At 42.9% G+C, this 15,317-nt stretch carries 19 protein-coding genes; 7 read left to right on the top strand and 12 right to left on the bottom strand.

Going from position 1 to position 15,317, the window contains the following annotated elements:
• Positions 1-10: 10 nt before the first annotated feature.
• Positions 11-778 carry a DUF1189 domain-containing protein gene (locus tag AR335_RS09890; protein ID WP_062234941.1) on the top strand — a complete coding sequence of 256 codons (768 nt, stop codon included), beginning with the start codon at positions 11-13 and terminating at the stop codon, positions 776-778.
• Between the two features lie 41 nt (positions 779-819).
• Here the strand turns inward: AR335_RS09890 and AR335_RS09885 are convergent, their stop codons facing one another.
• On the bottom strand, positions 820-1,695 hold the full coding sequence (locus tag AR335_RS09885) for a DUF1002 domain-containing protein (RefSeq protein WP_053357863.1): 876 nt from the start codon (positions 1,693-1,695) through the stop codon (positions 820-822).
• A gap of 194 nt (positions 1,696-1,889) precedes the next feature.
• Here AR335_RS09885 and AR335_RS09880 point away from each other — a divergent pair, with 194 nt between their 5' ends.
• Together AR335_RS09880 and ispG are read left to right on the top strand one after the other, a co-directional pair.
• Positions 1,890-2,219 carry a hypothetical protein gene (locus tag AR335_RS09880; protein ID WP_053357862.1) on the top strand — a complete coding sequence of 110 codons (330 nt, stop codon included), beginning with the start codon at positions 1,890-1,892 and terminating at the stop codon, positions 2,217-2,219.
• A 97-nt stretch (positions 2,220-2,316) separates the two neighbouring features.
• A complete protein-coding gene (gene ispG, locus AR335_RS09875; RefSeq protein ID WP_062234938.1) occupies positions 2,317-3,420 on the top strand; it encodes a flavodoxin-dependent (E)-4-hydroxy-3-methylbut-2-enyl-diphosphate synthase in 1,104 nt (367 codons plus the stop codon).
• A gap of 46 nt (positions 3,421-3,466) precedes the next feature.
• On the opposite strand, the gene AR335_RS09870 is transcribed toward ispG, so the two are convergent.
• From AR335_RS09870 to AR335_RS09845, 6 genes are all read right to left on the bottom strand, one after another.
• Complete coding sequence (locus tag AR335_RS09870) at positions 3,467-3,859, bottom strand: hypothetical protein (protein WP_053357860.1); 393 nt, start codon at positions 3,857-3,859, stop codon at positions 3,467-3,469.
• A 126-nt stretch (positions 3,860-3,985) separates the two neighbouring features.
• Positions 3,986-4,198, bottom strand: a complete 213-nt coding sequence (locus AR335_RS09865; RefSeq protein WP_062234933.1) for a DUF1540 domain-containing protein — start codon at positions 4,196-4,198, stop codon at positions 3,986-3,988.
• 64 nt (positions 4,199-4,262) lie between these two features.
• Positions 4,263-4,676, bottom strand: a complete 414-nt coding sequence (locus AR335_RS09860) for a Fur family transcriptional regulator (protein ID WP_062234930.1) — start codon at positions 4,674-4,676, stop codon at positions 4,263-4,265.
• Between the two features lie 12 nt (positions 4,677-4,688).
• Positions 4,689-5,543: a metal ABC transporter permease gene (locus AR335_RS09855; protein ID WP_062234927.1), complete on the bottom strand. Its 855-nt coding sequence runs from the start codon at positions 5,541-5,543 to the stop codon at positions 4,689-4,691.
• A 15-nt stretch (positions 5,544-5,558) separates the two neighbouring features.
• Positions 5,559-6,326, bottom strand: a complete 768-nt coding sequence (locus AR335_RS09850) for a metal ABC transporter ATP-binding protein (protein WP_062234925.1) — start codon at positions 6,324-6,326, stop codon at positions 5,559-5,561.
• A gap of 84 nt (positions 6,327-6,410) precedes the next feature.
• Complete coding sequence (locus tag AR335_RS09845) at positions 6,411-7,061, bottom strand: HAD family hydrolase (protein WP_062234923.1); 651 nt, start codon at positions 7,059-7,061, stop codon at positions 6,411-6,413.
• 160 nt (positions 7,062-7,221) lie between these two features.
• Here AR335_RS09845 and AR335_RS09840 point away from each other — a divergent pair, with 160 nt between their 5' ends.
• Both AR335_RS09840 and AR335_RS09835 read left to right on the top strand, forming a co-directional pair.
• Positions 7,222-8,505, top strand: a complete 1,284-nt coding sequence (locus tag AR335_RS09840) for an NCS2 family permease (protein ID WP_053357854.1) — start codon at positions 7,222-7,224, stop codon at positions 8,503-8,505.
• Between the two features lie 86 nt (positions 8,506-8,591).
• A complete protein-coding gene (locus tag AR335_RS09835) occupies positions 8,592-8,852 on the top strand; it encodes a DUF2624 family protein (RefSeq protein WP_053357853.1) in 261 nt (86 codons plus the stop codon).
• A 27-nt stretch (positions 8,853-8,879) separates the two neighbouring features.
• Here the strand turns inward: AR335_RS09835 and AR335_RS09830 are convergent, their stop codons facing one another.
• Together AR335_RS09830 and AR335_RS09825 are read right to left on the bottom strand one after the other, a co-directional pair.
• On the bottom strand, positions 8,880-9,773 hold the full coding sequence (locus tag AR335_RS09830) for a deoxyribonuclease IV (RefSeq protein ID WP_062234920.1): 894 nt from the start codon (positions 9,771-9,773) through the stop codon (positions 8,880-8,882).
• Positions 9,774-9,801: 28 nt separating this feature from the next.
• Complete coding sequence (locus tag AR335_RS09825) at positions 9,802-11,088, bottom strand: DEAD/DEAH box helicase (protein ID WP_062234917.1); 1,287 nt, start codon at positions 11,086-11,088, stop codon at positions 9,802-9,804.
• A 170-nt stretch (positions 11,089-11,258) separates the two neighbouring features.
• Between AR335_RS09825 and vrrA the strand changes: the two genes are divergently transcribed.
• Positions 11,259-11,840 carry a VrrA/YqfQ family protein gene (gene vrrA / locus AR335_RS09820; protein ID WP_062234914.1) on the top strand — a complete coding sequence of 194 codons (582 nt, stop codon included), beginning with the start codon at positions 11,259-11,261 and terminating at the stop codon, positions 11,838-11,840.
• 112 nt (positions 11,841-11,952) lie between these two features.
• Positions 11,953-12,897 (top strand): 4-hydroxy-3-methylbut-2-enyl diphosphate reductase, encoded by a 945-nt coding sequence (locus tag AR335_RS09815; RefSeq protein ID WP_062234911.1) that lies wholly within the window; start codon positions 11,953-11,955, stop codon positions 12,895-12,897.
• A 168-nt stretch (positions 12,898-13,065) separates the two neighbouring features.
• Here AR335_RS09815 and AR335_RS23920 read toward each other — a convergent pair whose 3' ends face one another.
• The 3 genes from AR335_RS23920 to AR335_RS09805 all read right to left on the bottom strand — a co-directional run bounded on the left by AR335_RS23920 (position 13,066) and on the right by AR335_RS09805 (position 15,257).
• Positions 13,066-13,212: a hypothetical protein gene (locus AR335_RS23920; protein ID WP_156418919.1), complete on the bottom strand. Its 147-nt coding sequence runs from the start codon at positions 13,210-13,212 to the stop codon at positions 13,066-13,068.
• A 219-nt stretch (positions 13,213-13,431) separates the two neighbouring features.
• On the bottom strand, positions 13,432-14,553 hold the full coding sequence (locus tag AR335_RS09810) for a Nif3-like dinuclear metal center hexameric protein (protein ID WP_062234908.1): 1,122 nt from the start codon (positions 14,551-14,553) through the stop codon (positions 13,432-13,434).
• Complete coding sequence (locus tag AR335_RS09805; protein ID WP_062234905.1) at positions 14,550-15,257, bottom strand: tRNA (adenine(22)-N(1))-methyltransferase; 708 nt, start codon at positions 15,255-15,257, stop codon at positions 14,550-14,552. The genes AR335_RS09810 and AR335_RS09805 overlap by 4 nt, the downstream gene beginning before the upstream one ends.
• Positions 15,258-15,317 lie beyond the last annotated feature (60 nt).

Below are 15,317 nucleotides of genomic sequence, written 5' to 3'. Positions count from 1 at the left end.
GAGGAGTTCAATGAGAATTTTCAACCATTTTTTCAAAAGCCTGTATTCCCCTCCGATGATTGCCCGTCTTCGTTTTCAGGGAATCGGCAAAGCCATAGGCTATGTATTTTTTTTGATCCTGCTGACATCTATCCCGGTGGGTATTGCCTTTTCTTTAGCTTTTAAATCGGGCATAGATGAATTCAAGCAATCAATGACTTCTGAGATTCCTGACTTTTCGCTGCAAAACGGAAAGCTAACATCCGATCTGAAAAAGCCTGTTGTTCATACAGACAGCAGTGAAACCTTCATTTTTGATACAACAGGATCAATAAAAGAAGATGATCTATCAGATTATACAAACGTGATCGCTCTCTTGCATAACGAAGCAATCGTCATATCTGGCGGGGAAACTCAGAAGGTTCCTTACAATACCCTCGGCGATGTGAAGTTGACCAAGAAAGATATCAGCTCCTGGACAAACACCTTATTCGATCTGCTGCCGGTGCTGATACCTTTGTTATTTTTATTTATCTATGTCTTTACGGTCGCGTTAAAGTTTATCGGAGTTACGGTTTTGGCCGTCATCGGATTGGTGCTGCAAAATATCAGCCATCGAAAGCTTTCTTACAGGCAGCTGTGGATCATGTCTGCCTATGCCGTAACACTTCCTACTGTTTTCTTTGCCATCATGAAACTTTTACATACAGACGTCCCCTTCTCTTTTCTCATCTATTGGGCAGTGGCTTCTGTTTTTCTTCATTCTTCCATTAAAGAAACTCCACAGCCAAAAGGATAAAAAAAGAAGGAGCCCTAACTAGGCTCCTTCTTTGCTTTATCTTATTTTTGGAACAGGCCTTTTATGCCATCAATTATGGAAATAATAAAGTCGATGAACTTTTGGAGAAAAGATTGCGTTTCGTCTTTATTTAAAAATCCATCCAGGTTATCACGGACATTCTGCAGCTGATTTTGAACATTATCCCAATTAATGTTAAGATCCTTCATTTTGTTAAATAGTGAAACGAGTCCGTTCAGCTCTTCATCTGTCAGCTGAATTCCGAGACGCTCAGCTACCCGTTTGATGAGATCACGAAGTTCATCTTCATTATTAACCGGATGTTTGGCCAGCTCTTGTTTGATTTCTGTAATAAGCTGTGTGGCTTCCTTCGTTCCGATTCGATCACCAAGCTGTGCCGTTCTTACAACCTCTTCATTGGCAACTTGCTTCTTTTCCTCAGGGATATTCACGTTAGCTTTCTGTTCATAGGCCTTAAGGATTCCTGTAAGAGCAGCTGTTCCAGACACTTCGAACGGAGCAGTAACATAGATGTCTGCATCCTTTACTCCTGCTGTTACAAGAGCATTAACAATCATGCTGTCGGTTACCCAGTTGATGTTTTTCGAATCCACATGCAGCCCTTTCCCCTTCTCAGCAAGTGTGATTTTTGAAGATGAGATAGCACGTGTTCCTAATTGCGCTTTGGAAATATACTTACCGAGATATTGATGCTCTTCTTCGTTCGTTACATTTACGGAATCAACGTTAGAGTCAACACCCATCTCTTCTAAGATTTTTGCCTTTTGGTCCGGTGTCAGATCTTCGCCAAGTGTTACGATTACATCTCCAGGCGCTGCATCAGCAAATGCTTTTAAAGGTACCATGAATGTAAGTACGACCATTATGGGCACTAACCATTTTGCATTCCATTTCATGTTTATACTCCACCTCATTGTTTGTATTTCCCTTTTTGACCCTGTATCTTTCTCTTTTTCTTGCAGATATACTTCCATTTTACACCACATAACTTTCAAGGAGCAATTTAATACTTGAAAAATAGGTGTCTAAAGGAATAAACCGAGAGGCCGCAGCATATATATTCTCCATATATCAAAAGGGGGACAAGCCTTTGAAAAAATTTCTGCTCTTCTGCCTGTCACTAGTTATTGTTTATACCATTGCTTATGATCTCAAAATTGGAACTCTACAGTCCTATAGCTCAAAACCAGCCCCCGTTTCTGCGGTCAGTATAAAAAATAGCACACCTTATAAAAAAGTGAAAGTTTCTTCTGGAGATACAGTTCTTTCGATCATTGAAAAGGTGAACCCCGCTTCCCTTTCCAAGCCAATTCCTGAGATTATTAAGGACTTTCAGAGATATAATCACAATATCCGGCCTGAAAGCATTCAAGTTGGAAAGATGTATAATTTTCCGGTCTATAAAGAACTAAAACACTAGATTTCTTGCCAAACTAAAGGAACCCTTGATAAAATGTACTACTGTACAGATGTTGCTTTTTATCTGTCATACTAGAAATTAAAGGAGCGGTTCACCAATGAGTGAAATTACGCATCGTTCAAAAACGAGACCTGTCAAAGTCGGCCCTTTAACAATCGGCGGCAACGACCAGGTAATCGTTCAAAGCATGACGACTACAAAAACACATGATGTTGAAGCTACTGTTGCAGAAATCAAACGCCTGGAAGAGGCAGGATGCCAAATTGTCCGCGTCGCCTGTCCTGACATGCGCGCAGCAGAGGCTATTGCCGATATAAAAAAACAAATATCCATTCCGCTTGTCGTTGATATTCATTTTGATTATAAGCTCGCTCTTAAAGCGATTGAAGGCGGCGCCGACAAGATCAGAATCAACCCGGGCAACATCGGGCGCAAAGAAAAAGTAGAAGCTGTCGTTAAAGCAGCAAAAGCTAAAGGTATTCCGATTCGTATCGGTGTTAACGCGGGTTCTCTCGAGAAGAAATATCTTGAAAAATACGGATACCCGACAGCAGAAGGCATGGTTGAGAGTGCACTTGATCATATTAAGATTCTCGAAGATCTTGATTTTCATGACATCATCGTGTCCATGAAGGCTTCTGATGTTAACTTGGCAATAGAAGCGTATGAAAAAGCAGCACAAGCCTTTGACTATCCCCTCCATCTCGGCATCACCGAATCCGGTACTCTTTTTGCCGGAACCGTAAAAAGTGCAGCAGGATTGGGTGTTATCCTCAGCAAAGGAATCGGAAACACACTCCGTATATCTTTAAGTGCAGACCCTGTTGAGGAAGTGAAGGTGGCAAGAGAGCTGCTGAAATCGTTCGGATTGCTTTCTGATGCAGCTACACTGATTTCTTGTCCTACATGCGGAAGAATTGAAATTGACCTGATTTCAATCGCCAATGAAGTAGAGGAATATATCTCTAAAATCCGAGCGCCGATTAAGGTTGCTGTACTCGGCTGCGCGGTTAACGGACCAGGAGAAGCGCGCGAAGCTGATATTGGCATCGCAGGCGCAAGAGGCGAAGGTTTGCTTTTCCGCCACGGAGAAATTGTACGCAAGATTCCAGAAGATCAGCTGCTTGATGAACTGAAAAAAGAAATCGATAAATTGGCTGAAGAACATCATGCCAAACAACAAGCTGAATTTGTAAAATAACAAAAAGCCTGCCGGATGAACCGGCAGGCTTTTTTTGCTCCTGTATTTAAAAGAAGGGGGCAAATAATAAACTGATGACAATGGAAGCAATCCCAATTCCGATCGCCCAGTAACCTGAAGTGGTTGCTCCCCGCCTAGCTGCAATAAAACCGCCGATAATACCGGCAGCCCCGAAAAGGACAGGAAGAATGAACAATGACAGAACAGACAGGATAACGGAAAACATTCCGATTACCCTTCCTGCCTGGCCGCGGTCATCTCTTTCTTCATGTCTTTCTCTTTCTACATGCTCACGTTCGTCTCGGGGACGATCATACTCAGGAAGAGCTGCTCCGCTCGTGATCGGGACAACATCAGCAGCCATTTCCTCTCTGTAATCCGAATCCCGGTTAACAGGTTCTCTTCTGTATTCCGATTCAAATTCTTTATCTTCTGCCATACCGAATCCCTCACTTTCTTTGGTGGAGCGTTTTTAGTATGGCTTTAAACAAGGTAAATATAGTTGTTAATTTAATGAAAAGCTGAAGCGGCAAATAAAAAAGGAGCGGTAAACGCTCCTTTTTTATCATTGTTTTCGCTTGAATGTATGGCAGCAGGTTTCAGCCGGTTTATCGGCGTTGTCTTTGTGATTGGCATCTCCGCTCAGTTCACCGCTTGCTTCCATATCGTATCTATTGTTGGCATGCTTATCGATTTCAACAAGGATGGCATCGGCTACACAATTGTTGCCTTCTCCCCAATATGTGCAGTTGGCTACATTACATTTTACTGTTGGCAAAATGACTCTCCTCCTTTACGGCTAGGATGCCACATTTAGAGGAAAGTCATACCTCAATCCTCGATCAGTTTACACATACCTGGCAGATACCATAAATTTCAAATTTATGTCCGGTAACGGTAAAGTCCGACAAATCTGTGGTTACATTTTCCATCGGACAGGCATTGATTTCCTTTGTCTTTCCGCACTTCAAACAGATCAAATGATGATGATGTTCCTGTGTAGGACAAGTGAACCGGAATTTTTTCTCCCCTTCCAGTTCAGTCTCTTCTAATATATCCAGATCTGAGAAGGTAGAAAGATTGCGGTAAATGGTATCAAAACTCAATCCAGGATAATTCTCTTTCAGTGAATCTTGAACATCTCTGGCGCTTAGATACCTTTTTTCATCGGAAAACAATTGAAGGATGTCTTTCCGTTTATCGGTATATTTATAGCCCTTCTTTTTCAATAAATCAATGGCGGTTAAAACGTCCATACTGCACCTCCACTATTGGTTAATCGCTATTTTTCTTCTGGAACGCAGCTTTTTCCACAAGAGCGACAGCAATAAAATGATGACCGAGATCATTACGATAGTGCCTCCAGGGGCAAAGTCCAGATAATAAGACAGAATGAGGCCAAGAATGACCGCTGTTTCGCCAAAGATGACAGACAAAACAAATGTATGCTTAAACCCGTTCGCAAGCCGGATACTGGCTGCAACCGGCAATGTCATCAAAGAAGAAACAAGCAAAATGCCTACAATTTTCATGGAAGAAGCAATGACAAGAGCCACCATGACAATGAATAGAAACTGTATCCACTTTCCTCTAATCCCAGAAACAGTAGCCTGCTCCTCATCAAAGGAGAGCACAAATAATTCTTTATATAAAAACAGTACAAAGGCAAACACAAGCAAAAGAATAAAAAAGATTGTCCATACATCGGATTCTTTAACAGCCAGTACGCTTCCGAATAAATAATTGAATAAGTCCGTGTTAAAACCATTCGCAAGTGAGATAAAAATAACACTCAGTCCGATTCCGGCTGACATGATAATTGGTATGGCAAGTTCTTCATAATGCTTATATACTTTGCGCAGCTGTTCGATCCCCACTGCGCCCCCGACCGAGAATACCATCCCCATATATAGAGGATTCAGCCCGCTGAAAAATGCGACGTTACGGCCCAGCATCAGGTTTGCTGCAATTCCTGCCAGTGTAATATGCGACAGTGCATCTGCAATTAAAGATTGTCTTCTAACAACAATAAATACACCAAGTACAGGGGCCAATAGACCAATCATAATTCCTGTAAGAAATGCATTCTGCAAAAAATCATATTGAAAAAACGGGAATGACATCCACTCTTCCTCCGGTTAATGTTGATGTTCTATTACATGGACATGGTGCCCATACATTTGTGAAAAGCCTTCTTTAGAGGTTTTCTCAAACTCAGCTGTATTTCCATGAAAGTGCAGCTGTTTATTCAAACAGGCCACATGGGTGACATAGTCAGACATGACACCTACATCATGTGTAACAAGGAGCAGTGTCAGGCCTTTCTCGCGGTTCAGGTTTTTCAGCATCTGATAGAAGCTGGAAACCGATGCAGAATCGACACCGACAGTCGGTTCATCCAGGATAAGCAGATTCGGGTCGCTGACAAGCGCTCTCGCGATGAACACCCTTTGCTGCTGGCCGCCCGAAAGTTCACCAATATTTCGGTTCATGTAAGGTGTCATGCCTACGGTTTCAATCGCCTCAATGATTTTCTGCTTATGTTTCTTGGTCAAAAACCGGAACAGGCCAACCTTGCCGAACAGCCCCATCGATACCACCTCATAGACAGTCGCTGGAAAAGCTGTATTAAAACTATTGGCTTTTTGGGACACGTACCCTATCTCATCCCAGTTTCTAAATTGGCTCAAGTGCTCCCCGAACAAAAAAACTTTGCCGGATTGCGGTTTTAACAGCCCTAAAATACATTTGATCAAGGTGGATTTGCCAGAGCCGTTCGGACCGACAAGTCCCATAAACGATCCTTCAGGAATCTCAAATGTAATATGTTCAAGAACGTTTCGGTCTCCATAATGGAAGGAAAGATCCTCTATCTTAACGGCTGGTTTAACAGCTTGCTGTGACATACGCGCCTCCATCTAATAGTAACGGTTACGATTTAAATTCCAATAAAGTATACAAGAAACCTCTCATTTTGTAAAATAGCGAGCTTATCCTCTCAGCTTTCTCAGCAAGTACTCCTTCAACCTCCCATGATCTTTGAGAATTTCATCTGCCCTGGACTGCTTTTCTTCAGGAAGTGTGGTCAGCAGCGCAAGAACATAGGCACCGGAATCATCAGCGGCCTGAATACCAAGCGGTGCGTTTTCAACGACAATCCATTCTTCAGCTGAATACGAAAACTGCTTAAACACTCTTTCATAAGGCTCTGGTGAAGGCTTACCTTTTTTAACATCATCGCCTGTAATTACAGCATCAAATGAGACCCGGAGCTTTTCAAGTACTTCCTGTACAAACTCTTTTCTGCTCCCTGTCGCAAGAGCGATCGGTATCCCTGCTTCCTTTAAAGCCAGGATGGCATCAACGGTTTCGTCATAGAAGGCATAGGTAGAATTTTGTATAAAATGCGACCGTTTATTATGATAGATTTCTTCTTGTTCAGTATCAGATAATTTGAGCAGATGGCGGTTATTGACATGAAGAATGGTCTGCATCCCCGGCATTCCTTCCAGCTCGTAAAAGTAATCTTCACTAATGATGTGGCCCTGCTCACCAAAGGCATAGATCCACGCCTTTGCATGGTCTTTCATCGTATCAACCAATACACCGTCCATATCAAAACATACTGCTTTATATGTCATTTCTATCATCCTTTGCTCTGTTTAATGCTACTTCCCCTCCACTTTGAAACCTTTAAAAAGAAGGAGTAGTCAAGAAGGAGGCATTGCGTTATAATTTTTAATTGGCAGCTCTTGGCTGCTGGGTGGGAGAGGGATATAAGTAAATAAAGAAGGGAAACACTTGAACGTATCAAAATTTTTTCAGTTAGAGAAACACAGCAGTTCCATAAAACAGGAAGTACTTGCGGGTGTTACATCATTTTTCACCATTGCTTATATTATTATCGTCAATCCTTTAATACTGGCTGATGCAGGAATGCCTTATTACGGCGTACTTCTTGCCACTATCCTGACCTCTGTAGCCGGATGCTTTTTTATGGGATTCTATGCGAACGCTCCGATCATTTTAACGCCGGGTATGGGCGTAAACGCCTTTTTTACCTATACCATCATACAAGGTATGGGGCTTTCATGGAGAGAAGCGCTTGCTGCTGTTATCATCTCAGGTATTTTATTTTTGGCTGTTGCCTCAACCCGGCTTAAGGATGTACTGTCAGAAAGTATTCCAGCTTCTTTAAAGCATAGTATAACGGTTGGCATTGGATTATTTCTAGCATTTATCGGTCTGCAAAAAGGCGGAATTATTGAAGCCAGTTCTACTACTTTTGTGAAGCTTGGACATTTAGGGCATCCGACCACTTTGCTCACCATCATAGGGCTGGTCGTAACCTTGTTTCTTTTTTCAAGAAATGTGAAAGGCAGCTTCTTGATTGGAATTGCGCTTACTTGCCTGATCGGTTATCTAACCGGCTGGGCGCATGGCACGGAGGATACTCATAATAAGCTTGAATTGGCGCCCTTTATGGAGCTCTTTTTCGGAGCAGATTTCAAAGGAATCTTCAGCCTTCCATTCTGGATTGCTACGTTTTCACTTACGATGATTGTTACATTTGAAAACATGGGGCTCCTTCACGGCCTTCTGCCAGATCGCGGAAAATTCCCAAAAGCCTTTCAGGCAAATGCTGTTGCATCTCTCATTTCAGGCGTACTTGGTACAAGCCCTACCATTTCTACAGTAGAGAGTGCTGCTGGGATTTCCGAAGGAGGCAGAACGGGTTTGACGAGTGTCGTTACAGGGATCTTGTTCCTTGCCTCGATTGCTGTCACTCCATTCCTCAGCATGATACCAGACGGAGCAATCGCGCCTGTACTGATCATTATTGGCGGTCTTATGGTCCAAAATATACAGCATATCCCGCTTTCTGATTTTACAGAAGGATTTCCTGCGTTTTTGATCATCGCGCTCATCCCCTTAACATACAGCATTGTTGACGGGCTGGCCTTCGGTTTCATCGCTTATCCCGTTTTGAAAATGGCAGTGGGACAGCGCAAGCAGATCCCTGCACCACTGTATGTAATCGCCTTATTATTTCTGATAAATTTCATGTTTCATTCTGTGATATAAATTACTAAAAAGCCGCTCTAAGCGGCTTTTTTCTGTTCACTTTTTTTCCGCTCCTTCATAGGATAGGGTGAATAGGAGGGGATAAAATGAATCCTTTTATGGTCCACATGGTCAACTCGAAATTAAATCAGCTTACTGCCCAGGAACTCGTTCAATTGGCAGGACAGTATCAGTTTCCGGTTTCCATGCAGGAAGCCAATAAAGTGATCGGGATTTTAAGAAGATACAACATTAACATAACAAATGCTGCCCAGCGTGCAGAAATCATTGAAGCGATTGCCGCAGAAGTGAGCCGCGAGAAAGCAAATTACATCCAATACTTAATCAACAATTATTTAAACAGATAAAAAAGAGGCGTTTTTCCGCCTCTTTTTTTATACAGTTAGGAGCTGTTCCTGCAAAGTCGGAACAAACTCTTTATTCTTCAGCATTTCGATCTCCAGTTGATATGGAGGTTTTTTATTGTTCTTATCTGTTCCAACATAAGGTGTCTCTAATATTTTAGGGACATCGCCAAGCTGCGGATGGTGGACGATATAGTTTAATGCATCAAAACCGATCTTTCCGAATCCGATGTTCTCGTGGCGGTCCTTTCGGGCGCCGCGCTCATTCTTGCTGTCATTGATATGAAGAACCTTCAGACGATCAAGGCCGATCAATTTGTCAAATGTGTTCAGCACTCCATCAAAATCATTGATGATATCATATCCAGAGTCATGCGTATGACAAGTATCAAAGCAGATGGAAAGCTTATCGTTAAGGTGAACCCCATCAAAGATAGAGGCCAATTCTTCAAACGTACAGCCGCATTCCGAACCCTTTCCTGCCATAGTCTCCAGTGCAATCTGAACATTTTGTTCAGGTGTCAGCACCTCATTCAAACCTTCAATAATTTTCTTGATCCCATCTTCTGTTCCCGCACCAACATGGGCTCCGGGATGAAGAACGATTTGCTTTCCGCCAATGGCAGCTGTACGTTCGATCTCAGAAGTAAGAAAGTCAACGCCCAGCTGGAAAGTTTCCGGTTTGACTGAGTTTCCGATGTTAATGATGTATGGTGCGTGCACGACCAATTCTGTCATGCCATTTTCTTGCATATGCTTGATACCCGCTTCAATGTTCAGATCTTCAATCTTTTTTCTGCGGGTATTCTGAGGCGCACCAGTATAAACCATGAAAGTATTGGCTCCATAGGAAGCTGCTTCTTCACTTGCCCCAAGAAGCATTTTCTTTCCGCTCATTGATACGTGTGATCCTAGTTTCAGCATACTTGATCTCCTTCTCTAACCTTGATGATTATCTTTTATTGCGATTTTGCTTTTTTTCCATTCTGCGTTTTTCTTCTGCCATCTTCTTTTTATAGCCTGGCTTCACTTTTTTAGGTTTCTGTACACTTACTCCTGAGCTTCCTTTTTGGACAGCGGCCTTTCTTATTCGAAGGGGCACCTCTTTCCATTCCCCGTTCTTCAGCTCTTCTTGAACAAACAAAATTTTACGATTCTGCAGTTTTTGAATAGCTAGCTGATCAGACGGTTCAATGAGGGTTGCCGCGATGCCTGACATTCCAGCACGGCCTGTCCGGCCTGTACGATGGATATAATAATCCAAATCGGCTGGGAGCTCGAAGTTAATGATATGACTTACCCCTTTAATATCAATGCCCCTCGCTGCCAAGTCAGTCGCTACGACATATTGAAACTCAGCTTTCTGCACTCGTTTCATGATATTCTTCCGTTCACGCGGAGGAACATCGCCGTGCAGCCGCTCGGCATTCATGCCTTCTGCGAGCATGGCGTCCGCTACTTCATCTGCTGTTTTCTTCGTGTTGACGAAGATTAAACAAAGATAAGGATTATAAGCTTTTGCAACTTCGATCAAAGTCTTTATTTTGTCCTTATGCTTTAGCGGAATCAAAACATGTTTGATTTCTTTCGCTGTCGCCTGTTCAGGGCTCACATGAACATGGCGCGGATTATTCATATATTTTTTAAGCAGCGGCTGCAGCTTTTCCGGGATTGTCGCGGAAAACACAAGCATTTGAATTTTTGTTGCCATACGTGCTGCCACTTGGTCGACGTCTTCAATGAATCCCATATCGAGCATTTGATCAGCTTCATCAACAACAAGCATCGTTGCCGAAAAGATATTGATTCCTTCATTGTTCACCAAGTCTTTAATGCGCCCCGGTGTACCGATGATCAAATGCGGGGCATTCTTCAGACGGTCAGCCATTCTTTTTCGGTCGGTTCCACCAACGACTGTCTTCGCACGGATGAAATCATCTTCAGGAAAGTATTCTGACAGCTTTTCATACTCCTCAAAGATCTGCTGTGCGAGTTCACGGGTAGGCGCCGTGATGATTGCTTGAATTTCATTTTTTTCGGTATTGATCTTATTCAGTACCGGCAAAAGGAAAGCTAAAGTTTTACCTGAACCGGTCTGTGACTGTCCGATAATGTCATAACCGTTCAGAATTCCCGGAACAACTCGCTCCTGAATATCTGTCGGTTTTTTGAATCCTTGCTCGATCATTGCGTTTAATAAAAACGGTTTTATATTTAAACGGTCAAACGCTGTTTTCATTTTTTATCACCTGACTTTTTTCCATTTGTATTGTCTACTTTTAGTATTATAGATGAAGTCTTGAAAATTAGCTATGAAGATCTGCCGTTTTGCCAAGACATCCGCACACCTTTGAGCCAGACTTTCATATCTTTAAGTGAAGGGTATTTTTCTGAAGGGAGGGTCAAACAATGCATCCATATCCCCCTATAGGTCCTCAGCGCGGACGATCGGCGGGTATACCGCCTGGACAGCGATTCACTCCTCCAGCGGGCATGCGGTCTCTAGCCGGTCTAGGCGGTGCGGCCAGATCGCCGTTGAACGTTCTGACCATGGTGGAAAACGTTCAAAAAATGCTGCAGGTTGCTGAAACAATGGGTCCCATGGTAAAACAGTACGGGCCAATGGTAAAAAATCTACCGGACATGATGAAGTCCTTAAAAGAATTTAGAGATAACACAAACAAAACGATAAAAGAAAAAAAAGAAGCCAGAGACGAAAGAACAAAAGCAAAAAAAGAAGCAGCTCCTCAAAGCAAACCTAAAAAGAAAGAGAAACCCAAAACTGAAGCTAAGCCTGTAAAAGTTGCAGTAGACAGCGAGATGCTGGAAGAAAGCAGCTTTCCTTATGATATACCGGCAGGCACTCCAGAAGACGCTAAAATTATTATCGGTCCTGCAGCCAGAAAAGTAAAAAATGTTGGAAAGCCGCCGAAATCATCGAGTAAAAGACCGGTCACACGCCTGCAGCCTCCACCAAAGCTGTTCATTTAGCTCAAAGTCCGCTTCATTGTTTTCTTATACGCTCTCCTTTATAATGGGAAGAGGTGTTCAGACCATTTCATCTGAACAGCCGATCTTTTTAGTTTATAAGGGAGAGATGAAAATGAAGGTTGTTAGAATATCTCCTCGAGGTTATTGCTATGGCGTAGTTGATGCCATGGTATTAGCAAGACAGGCGGCTAAAGATCCATCATTGCCCCGGCCTATCTATATTTTGGGCATGATTGTTCATAATAAACATGTTACCGATGCTTTTGAAGAAGAGGGAATTATTACGCTGGATGGGAAGAGCCGTTTGGACATCATCCGCAACATTGAGTCGGGCACTGTTATTTACACAGCTCATGGAGTATCTCCAGAAGTGAGACGCATCGCTCATGAAAAAGGGCTGATCGAAATTGATGCAACGTGTCCAGATGTTACCAAAACACATGACTTAATCCGGGAAAAAGAAAAAGAAGGATATGTAGTCATTTATATTGGCAAAAAGGGACACCCTGAGCCGGAAGGTGCGATTGGCATCGCTCCCCATGCGGTTCATTTGATTGAAAATACGCAGGACATTGCCAACCTGACGATTGAGAACGCCAAGATTCTTATTACGAATCAGACGACGATGAGCCAGTGGGATGTAGCTGAGATCATTAAACAGCTGCTGATAAAATACCCTAACGCCGAGGTTCATAAAGAAATCTGTTTGGCTACACAGGTCCGACAAGAAGCTGTTGCAGAGCAGGCAAAAGAATGTGATCTTGTTCTTGTTGTAGGCGATCCGAAAAGCAACAATTCGAACCGTCTGGCACAAGTTTCACAGGAAATTGCAGGAACACCAGCTTACCGTATTGCCGATGTCACTGAAATTGAACTGGATTGGCTTAAAGATGTGAACATCGTCGGCATCACATCCGGCGCCTCCACCCCTACCCCCATCACGAAGGAAGTTATCTCTTTTTTAGAGCAATATGACGATAAAGATCCTTCGACTTGGGAAAAAGAAAGAAAAGTAAGCTTAAGCAAGATCTTGCCAAAAGTAAAAACGAAGCAATAATAAAAAGGGGCTGTCCAGAAAGTCGAAAATTGACCTTCAGGCAGCCCCTTTTTGGCTTGAAAAATCTTCAATGAAAAGTTAATTGAAGTGGAAGATGNGGCTGTCCAGAAAGTCGAAAATTGACCTTCAGGCAGCCCCTTTTTGGCTTGAAAAATCTTCAATGAAAAGTTAATTGAAGTGGAAGATGCGAGACTCCTGCGGGACTAGCGTGACAGGTGAGACTCCCGCCGGTGCTAGCACCAAAAAGTAGGCGTTCACGCCGGTAAGGCTCACCGCACGCCCCGCGGAAAGCGAGCAGCCTGGAACGGAAATCAACAGCTTACAGACTTCTTGGACAGCCCCTTTTATTTTTAATAATTGGCTTTGTTAAAGCATATTGTTGTTTTTCTATCCTATTGAACATCGCATACTGATGATTAAAAGAGACCCTCAAGTCTTTTTTTCAATATTAAGGGGTGATAGCCGGCTTATCAGCGTTTCAGAGGGCGGTTCAATCACACCCCACCCAAAAAGAACAACATTGACTATCTGAGCTTAATAGAAAAGAAATGGATCGGTATGAACTGCAGAAGAAATGACTTTGGTAGTGTAGCCCTTTTTTTTCAATTCTACTGATAAAAAATTAGAGAGTCCTGTTTTCATGATCTTCTCCACATTATGTCCGGGATCGATTATGGACAAGCCTGCTGCCTGGGCATCATGGGCATTATGATAATACATATCCCCTGTTACGAGCACATCTGCCCCCTTCATGATGGCAGCAGATATGAACTTGTTTCCATCACCGCCTACCACAGCAACCTTTCTGACTGGCCTCGAGTGCCCTTTCACCGCACGCAAGGCTGGTACATCCAATGTTTGTTTAACGTGCTGGATAAAATCTTCAAACGGCATTTCTTCCGCAAGACGGCCAATCTTTCCAATCCCGAGGGTTTCTCTTTCGTTTTTCAGTTCATACAGATCATAAGCCACCTCTTCATAGGGATGAGCTTTCTTCATGGAGGATATGACTTGTTTCACCAGGTCTTCAGAAATCACCGTTTCTATTTTGATTTCATTTACCCTTTCAATCTTTCCTTTCGTGCCGATAAAAGGATTTGTCCCCTCAAGAGGCTTGAAGGTACCTTCACCTGACGTATTAAACGTACAATGGCTATATTGACCGATATGACCTGCTCCTGCAGCGGCCATGGCTTCTCTGACAGTATCCGCCTGTTCTTCCGGCACATATACCGCAAGTTTGACAAGGGATATCTCTTTGGTGCCTTTAAGAACTTCTGTCTGTTCGAGGTGCAAGGCCTCAGCCAGCCAGTCGTTCACTCCGCCCTTCGCTACATCCAGATTCGTGTGTGCTGCGTATACTGCTATGTCATTTTTAATGAGCTTTTCAATCATTCTTCCCTGCGGCATGGAGAGATCAATTTTTTTCAGCGGTCGGTAAATCATCGGGTGATGGGCGATGATCAATTCCGCTCCTTTTTCAATCGCTTCATCCACTACTTCTTCCAATACATCCAGGGCAATCATGACTTTTTTTACAGGCTTGTTCAAATTTCCGACCTGCAATCCGATCGGGTCTCCTTCTTCCGCAAGATGTTTTGGTGCCAAGGCATGCAGCTCACCAATGACCGAGTGCCCGTTTGCGTATTTATTCACGATTCCAGCTCCTTCTTTACGGATTCTATTCTTTTCATCAATTGCCGTTTTCGCTCCATCGAATCAGGAGATTGGCTTGATTCCATTTGCTGAAGGATTTTGGTCCACTGCTCAAGCTCGCCTCTCCATTTTTCAATGAATGCCTCATTCTTTTGCTTCATCAAAAAAGGGCCCAGCAATAGTTCAAGCGTTTCATTCTCAGTATATGGCTGGTTCCCTTCTTGGAGATCTGCCACCAGTACTTCATAAATCTTGCCGTCTTCTTTTAAAATTTCCTCCTGAGTTAAGGTCCATCCTTCATTTTTAAGCCAAATTCTGACCGAGTCTGCACCTACATTCGGCTGCAATATTAGTCTTTTAACACCTTCCAGCTTGGATTTCCCTTTTTCTAAAATACTGGCAATCAGTTGACCGCCCATTCCGCAAATGGTGATTACATCCGTTTCGTTGGGAGAGATCACTTCAAGACCGTCTCCTTTGCGGACTGATATTTTAGTCTGGAGGTTCGCTGATTGTACTTCTTTTAATGCTGATTGATAGGGACCCTCATTTACTTCACCCGCAATCGCATATACAACTTGGTGTTCAAGTACTAAATAGCATGGAAGGTAGGCATGATCCGAACCAATATCAGCTATCACTGCCTCCCGGTGCACATAATTTGCTACTGTTTTAAGTCTTAAGGAAAGGTTATCTCGTTTCATTTTTATCCACCTGTTTTTATTATCGTACTACTTATTATTATCATGTCACAGGAAAAAAGT

It is taken from the genome of Fictibacillus sp. FJAT-27399 (genome assembly GCF_001510655.1).
GTDB classification, from domain to species: domain Bacteria; phylum Bacillota; class Bacilli; order Bacillales; family Fictibacillaceae; genus Fictibacillus_C; species Fictibacillus_C marinisediminis.
Note: the sequence above shows the minus strand (reverse complement) of the source record. Positions and strands in the feature narration are given on the sequence as shown.

Excerpts from the sequence above, each read along its gene's own strand:
- AR335_RS09815 (WP_062234911.1), top strand. The coding sequence starts at position 11,953 with ATGAAGGTTGTTAGAATATCTCCTCGAGGTTATTGCTATGGCGTAGTT.
- AR335_RS09885 (WP_053357863.1), bottom strand. The coding sequence starts at position 1,695 with ATGAAATGGAATGCAAAATGGTTAGTGCCCATAATGGTCGTACTTACA.
- AR335_RS09890 (WP_062234941.1), top strand. The coding sequence starts at position 11 with ATGAGAATTTTCAACCATTTTTTCAAAAGCCTGTATTCCCCTCCGATG.
- AR335_RS09860 (WP_062234930.1), bottom strand. The coding sequence starts at position 4,676 with ATGGACGTTTTAACCGCCATTGATTTATTGAAAAAGAAGGGCTATAAA.
- AR335_RS09805 (WP_062234905.1), bottom strand. The coding sequence starts at position 15,257 with ATGAAACGAGATAACCTTTCCTTAAGACTTAAAACAGTAGCAAATTAT.
- AR335_RS09855 (WP_062234927.1), bottom strand. The coding sequence starts at position 5,543 with ATGTCATTCCCGTTTTTTCAATATGATTTTTTGCAGAATGCATTTCTT.
- AR335_RS09825 (WP_062234917.1), bottom strand. The coding sequence starts at position 11,088 with ATGAAAACAGCGTTTGACCGTTTAAATATAAAACCGTTTTTATTAAAC.
- AR335_RS09845 (WP_062234923.1), bottom strand. The coding sequence starts at position 7,061 with ATGACATATAAAGCAGTATGTTTTGATATGGACGGTGTATTGGTTGAT.
- ispG (WP_062234938.1), top strand. The coding sequence starts at position 2,317 with ATGAGTGAAATTACGCATCGTTCAAAAACGAGACCTGTCAAAGTCGGC.
- AR335_RS09835 (WP_053357853.1), top strand. The coding sequence starts at position 8,592 with ATGAATCCTTTTATGGTCCACATGGTCAACTCGAAATTAAATCAGCTT.
- AR335_RS09830 (WP_062234920.1), bottom strand. The coding sequence starts at position 9,773 with ATGCTGAAACTAGGATCACACGTATCAATGAGCGGAAAGAAAATGCTT.
- AR335_RS09870 (WP_053357860.1), bottom strand. The coding sequence starts at position 3,859 with ATGGCAGAAGATAAAGAATTTGAATCGGAATACAGAAGAGAACCTGTT.
- AR335_RS09850 (WP_062234925.1), bottom strand. The coding sequence starts at position 6,326 with ATGTCACAGCAAGCTGTTAAACCAGCCGTTAAGATAGAGGATCTTTCC.
- vrrA (WP_062234914.1), top strand. The coding sequence starts at position 11,259 with ATGCATCCATATCCCCCTATAGGTCCTCAGCGCGGACGATCGGCGGGT.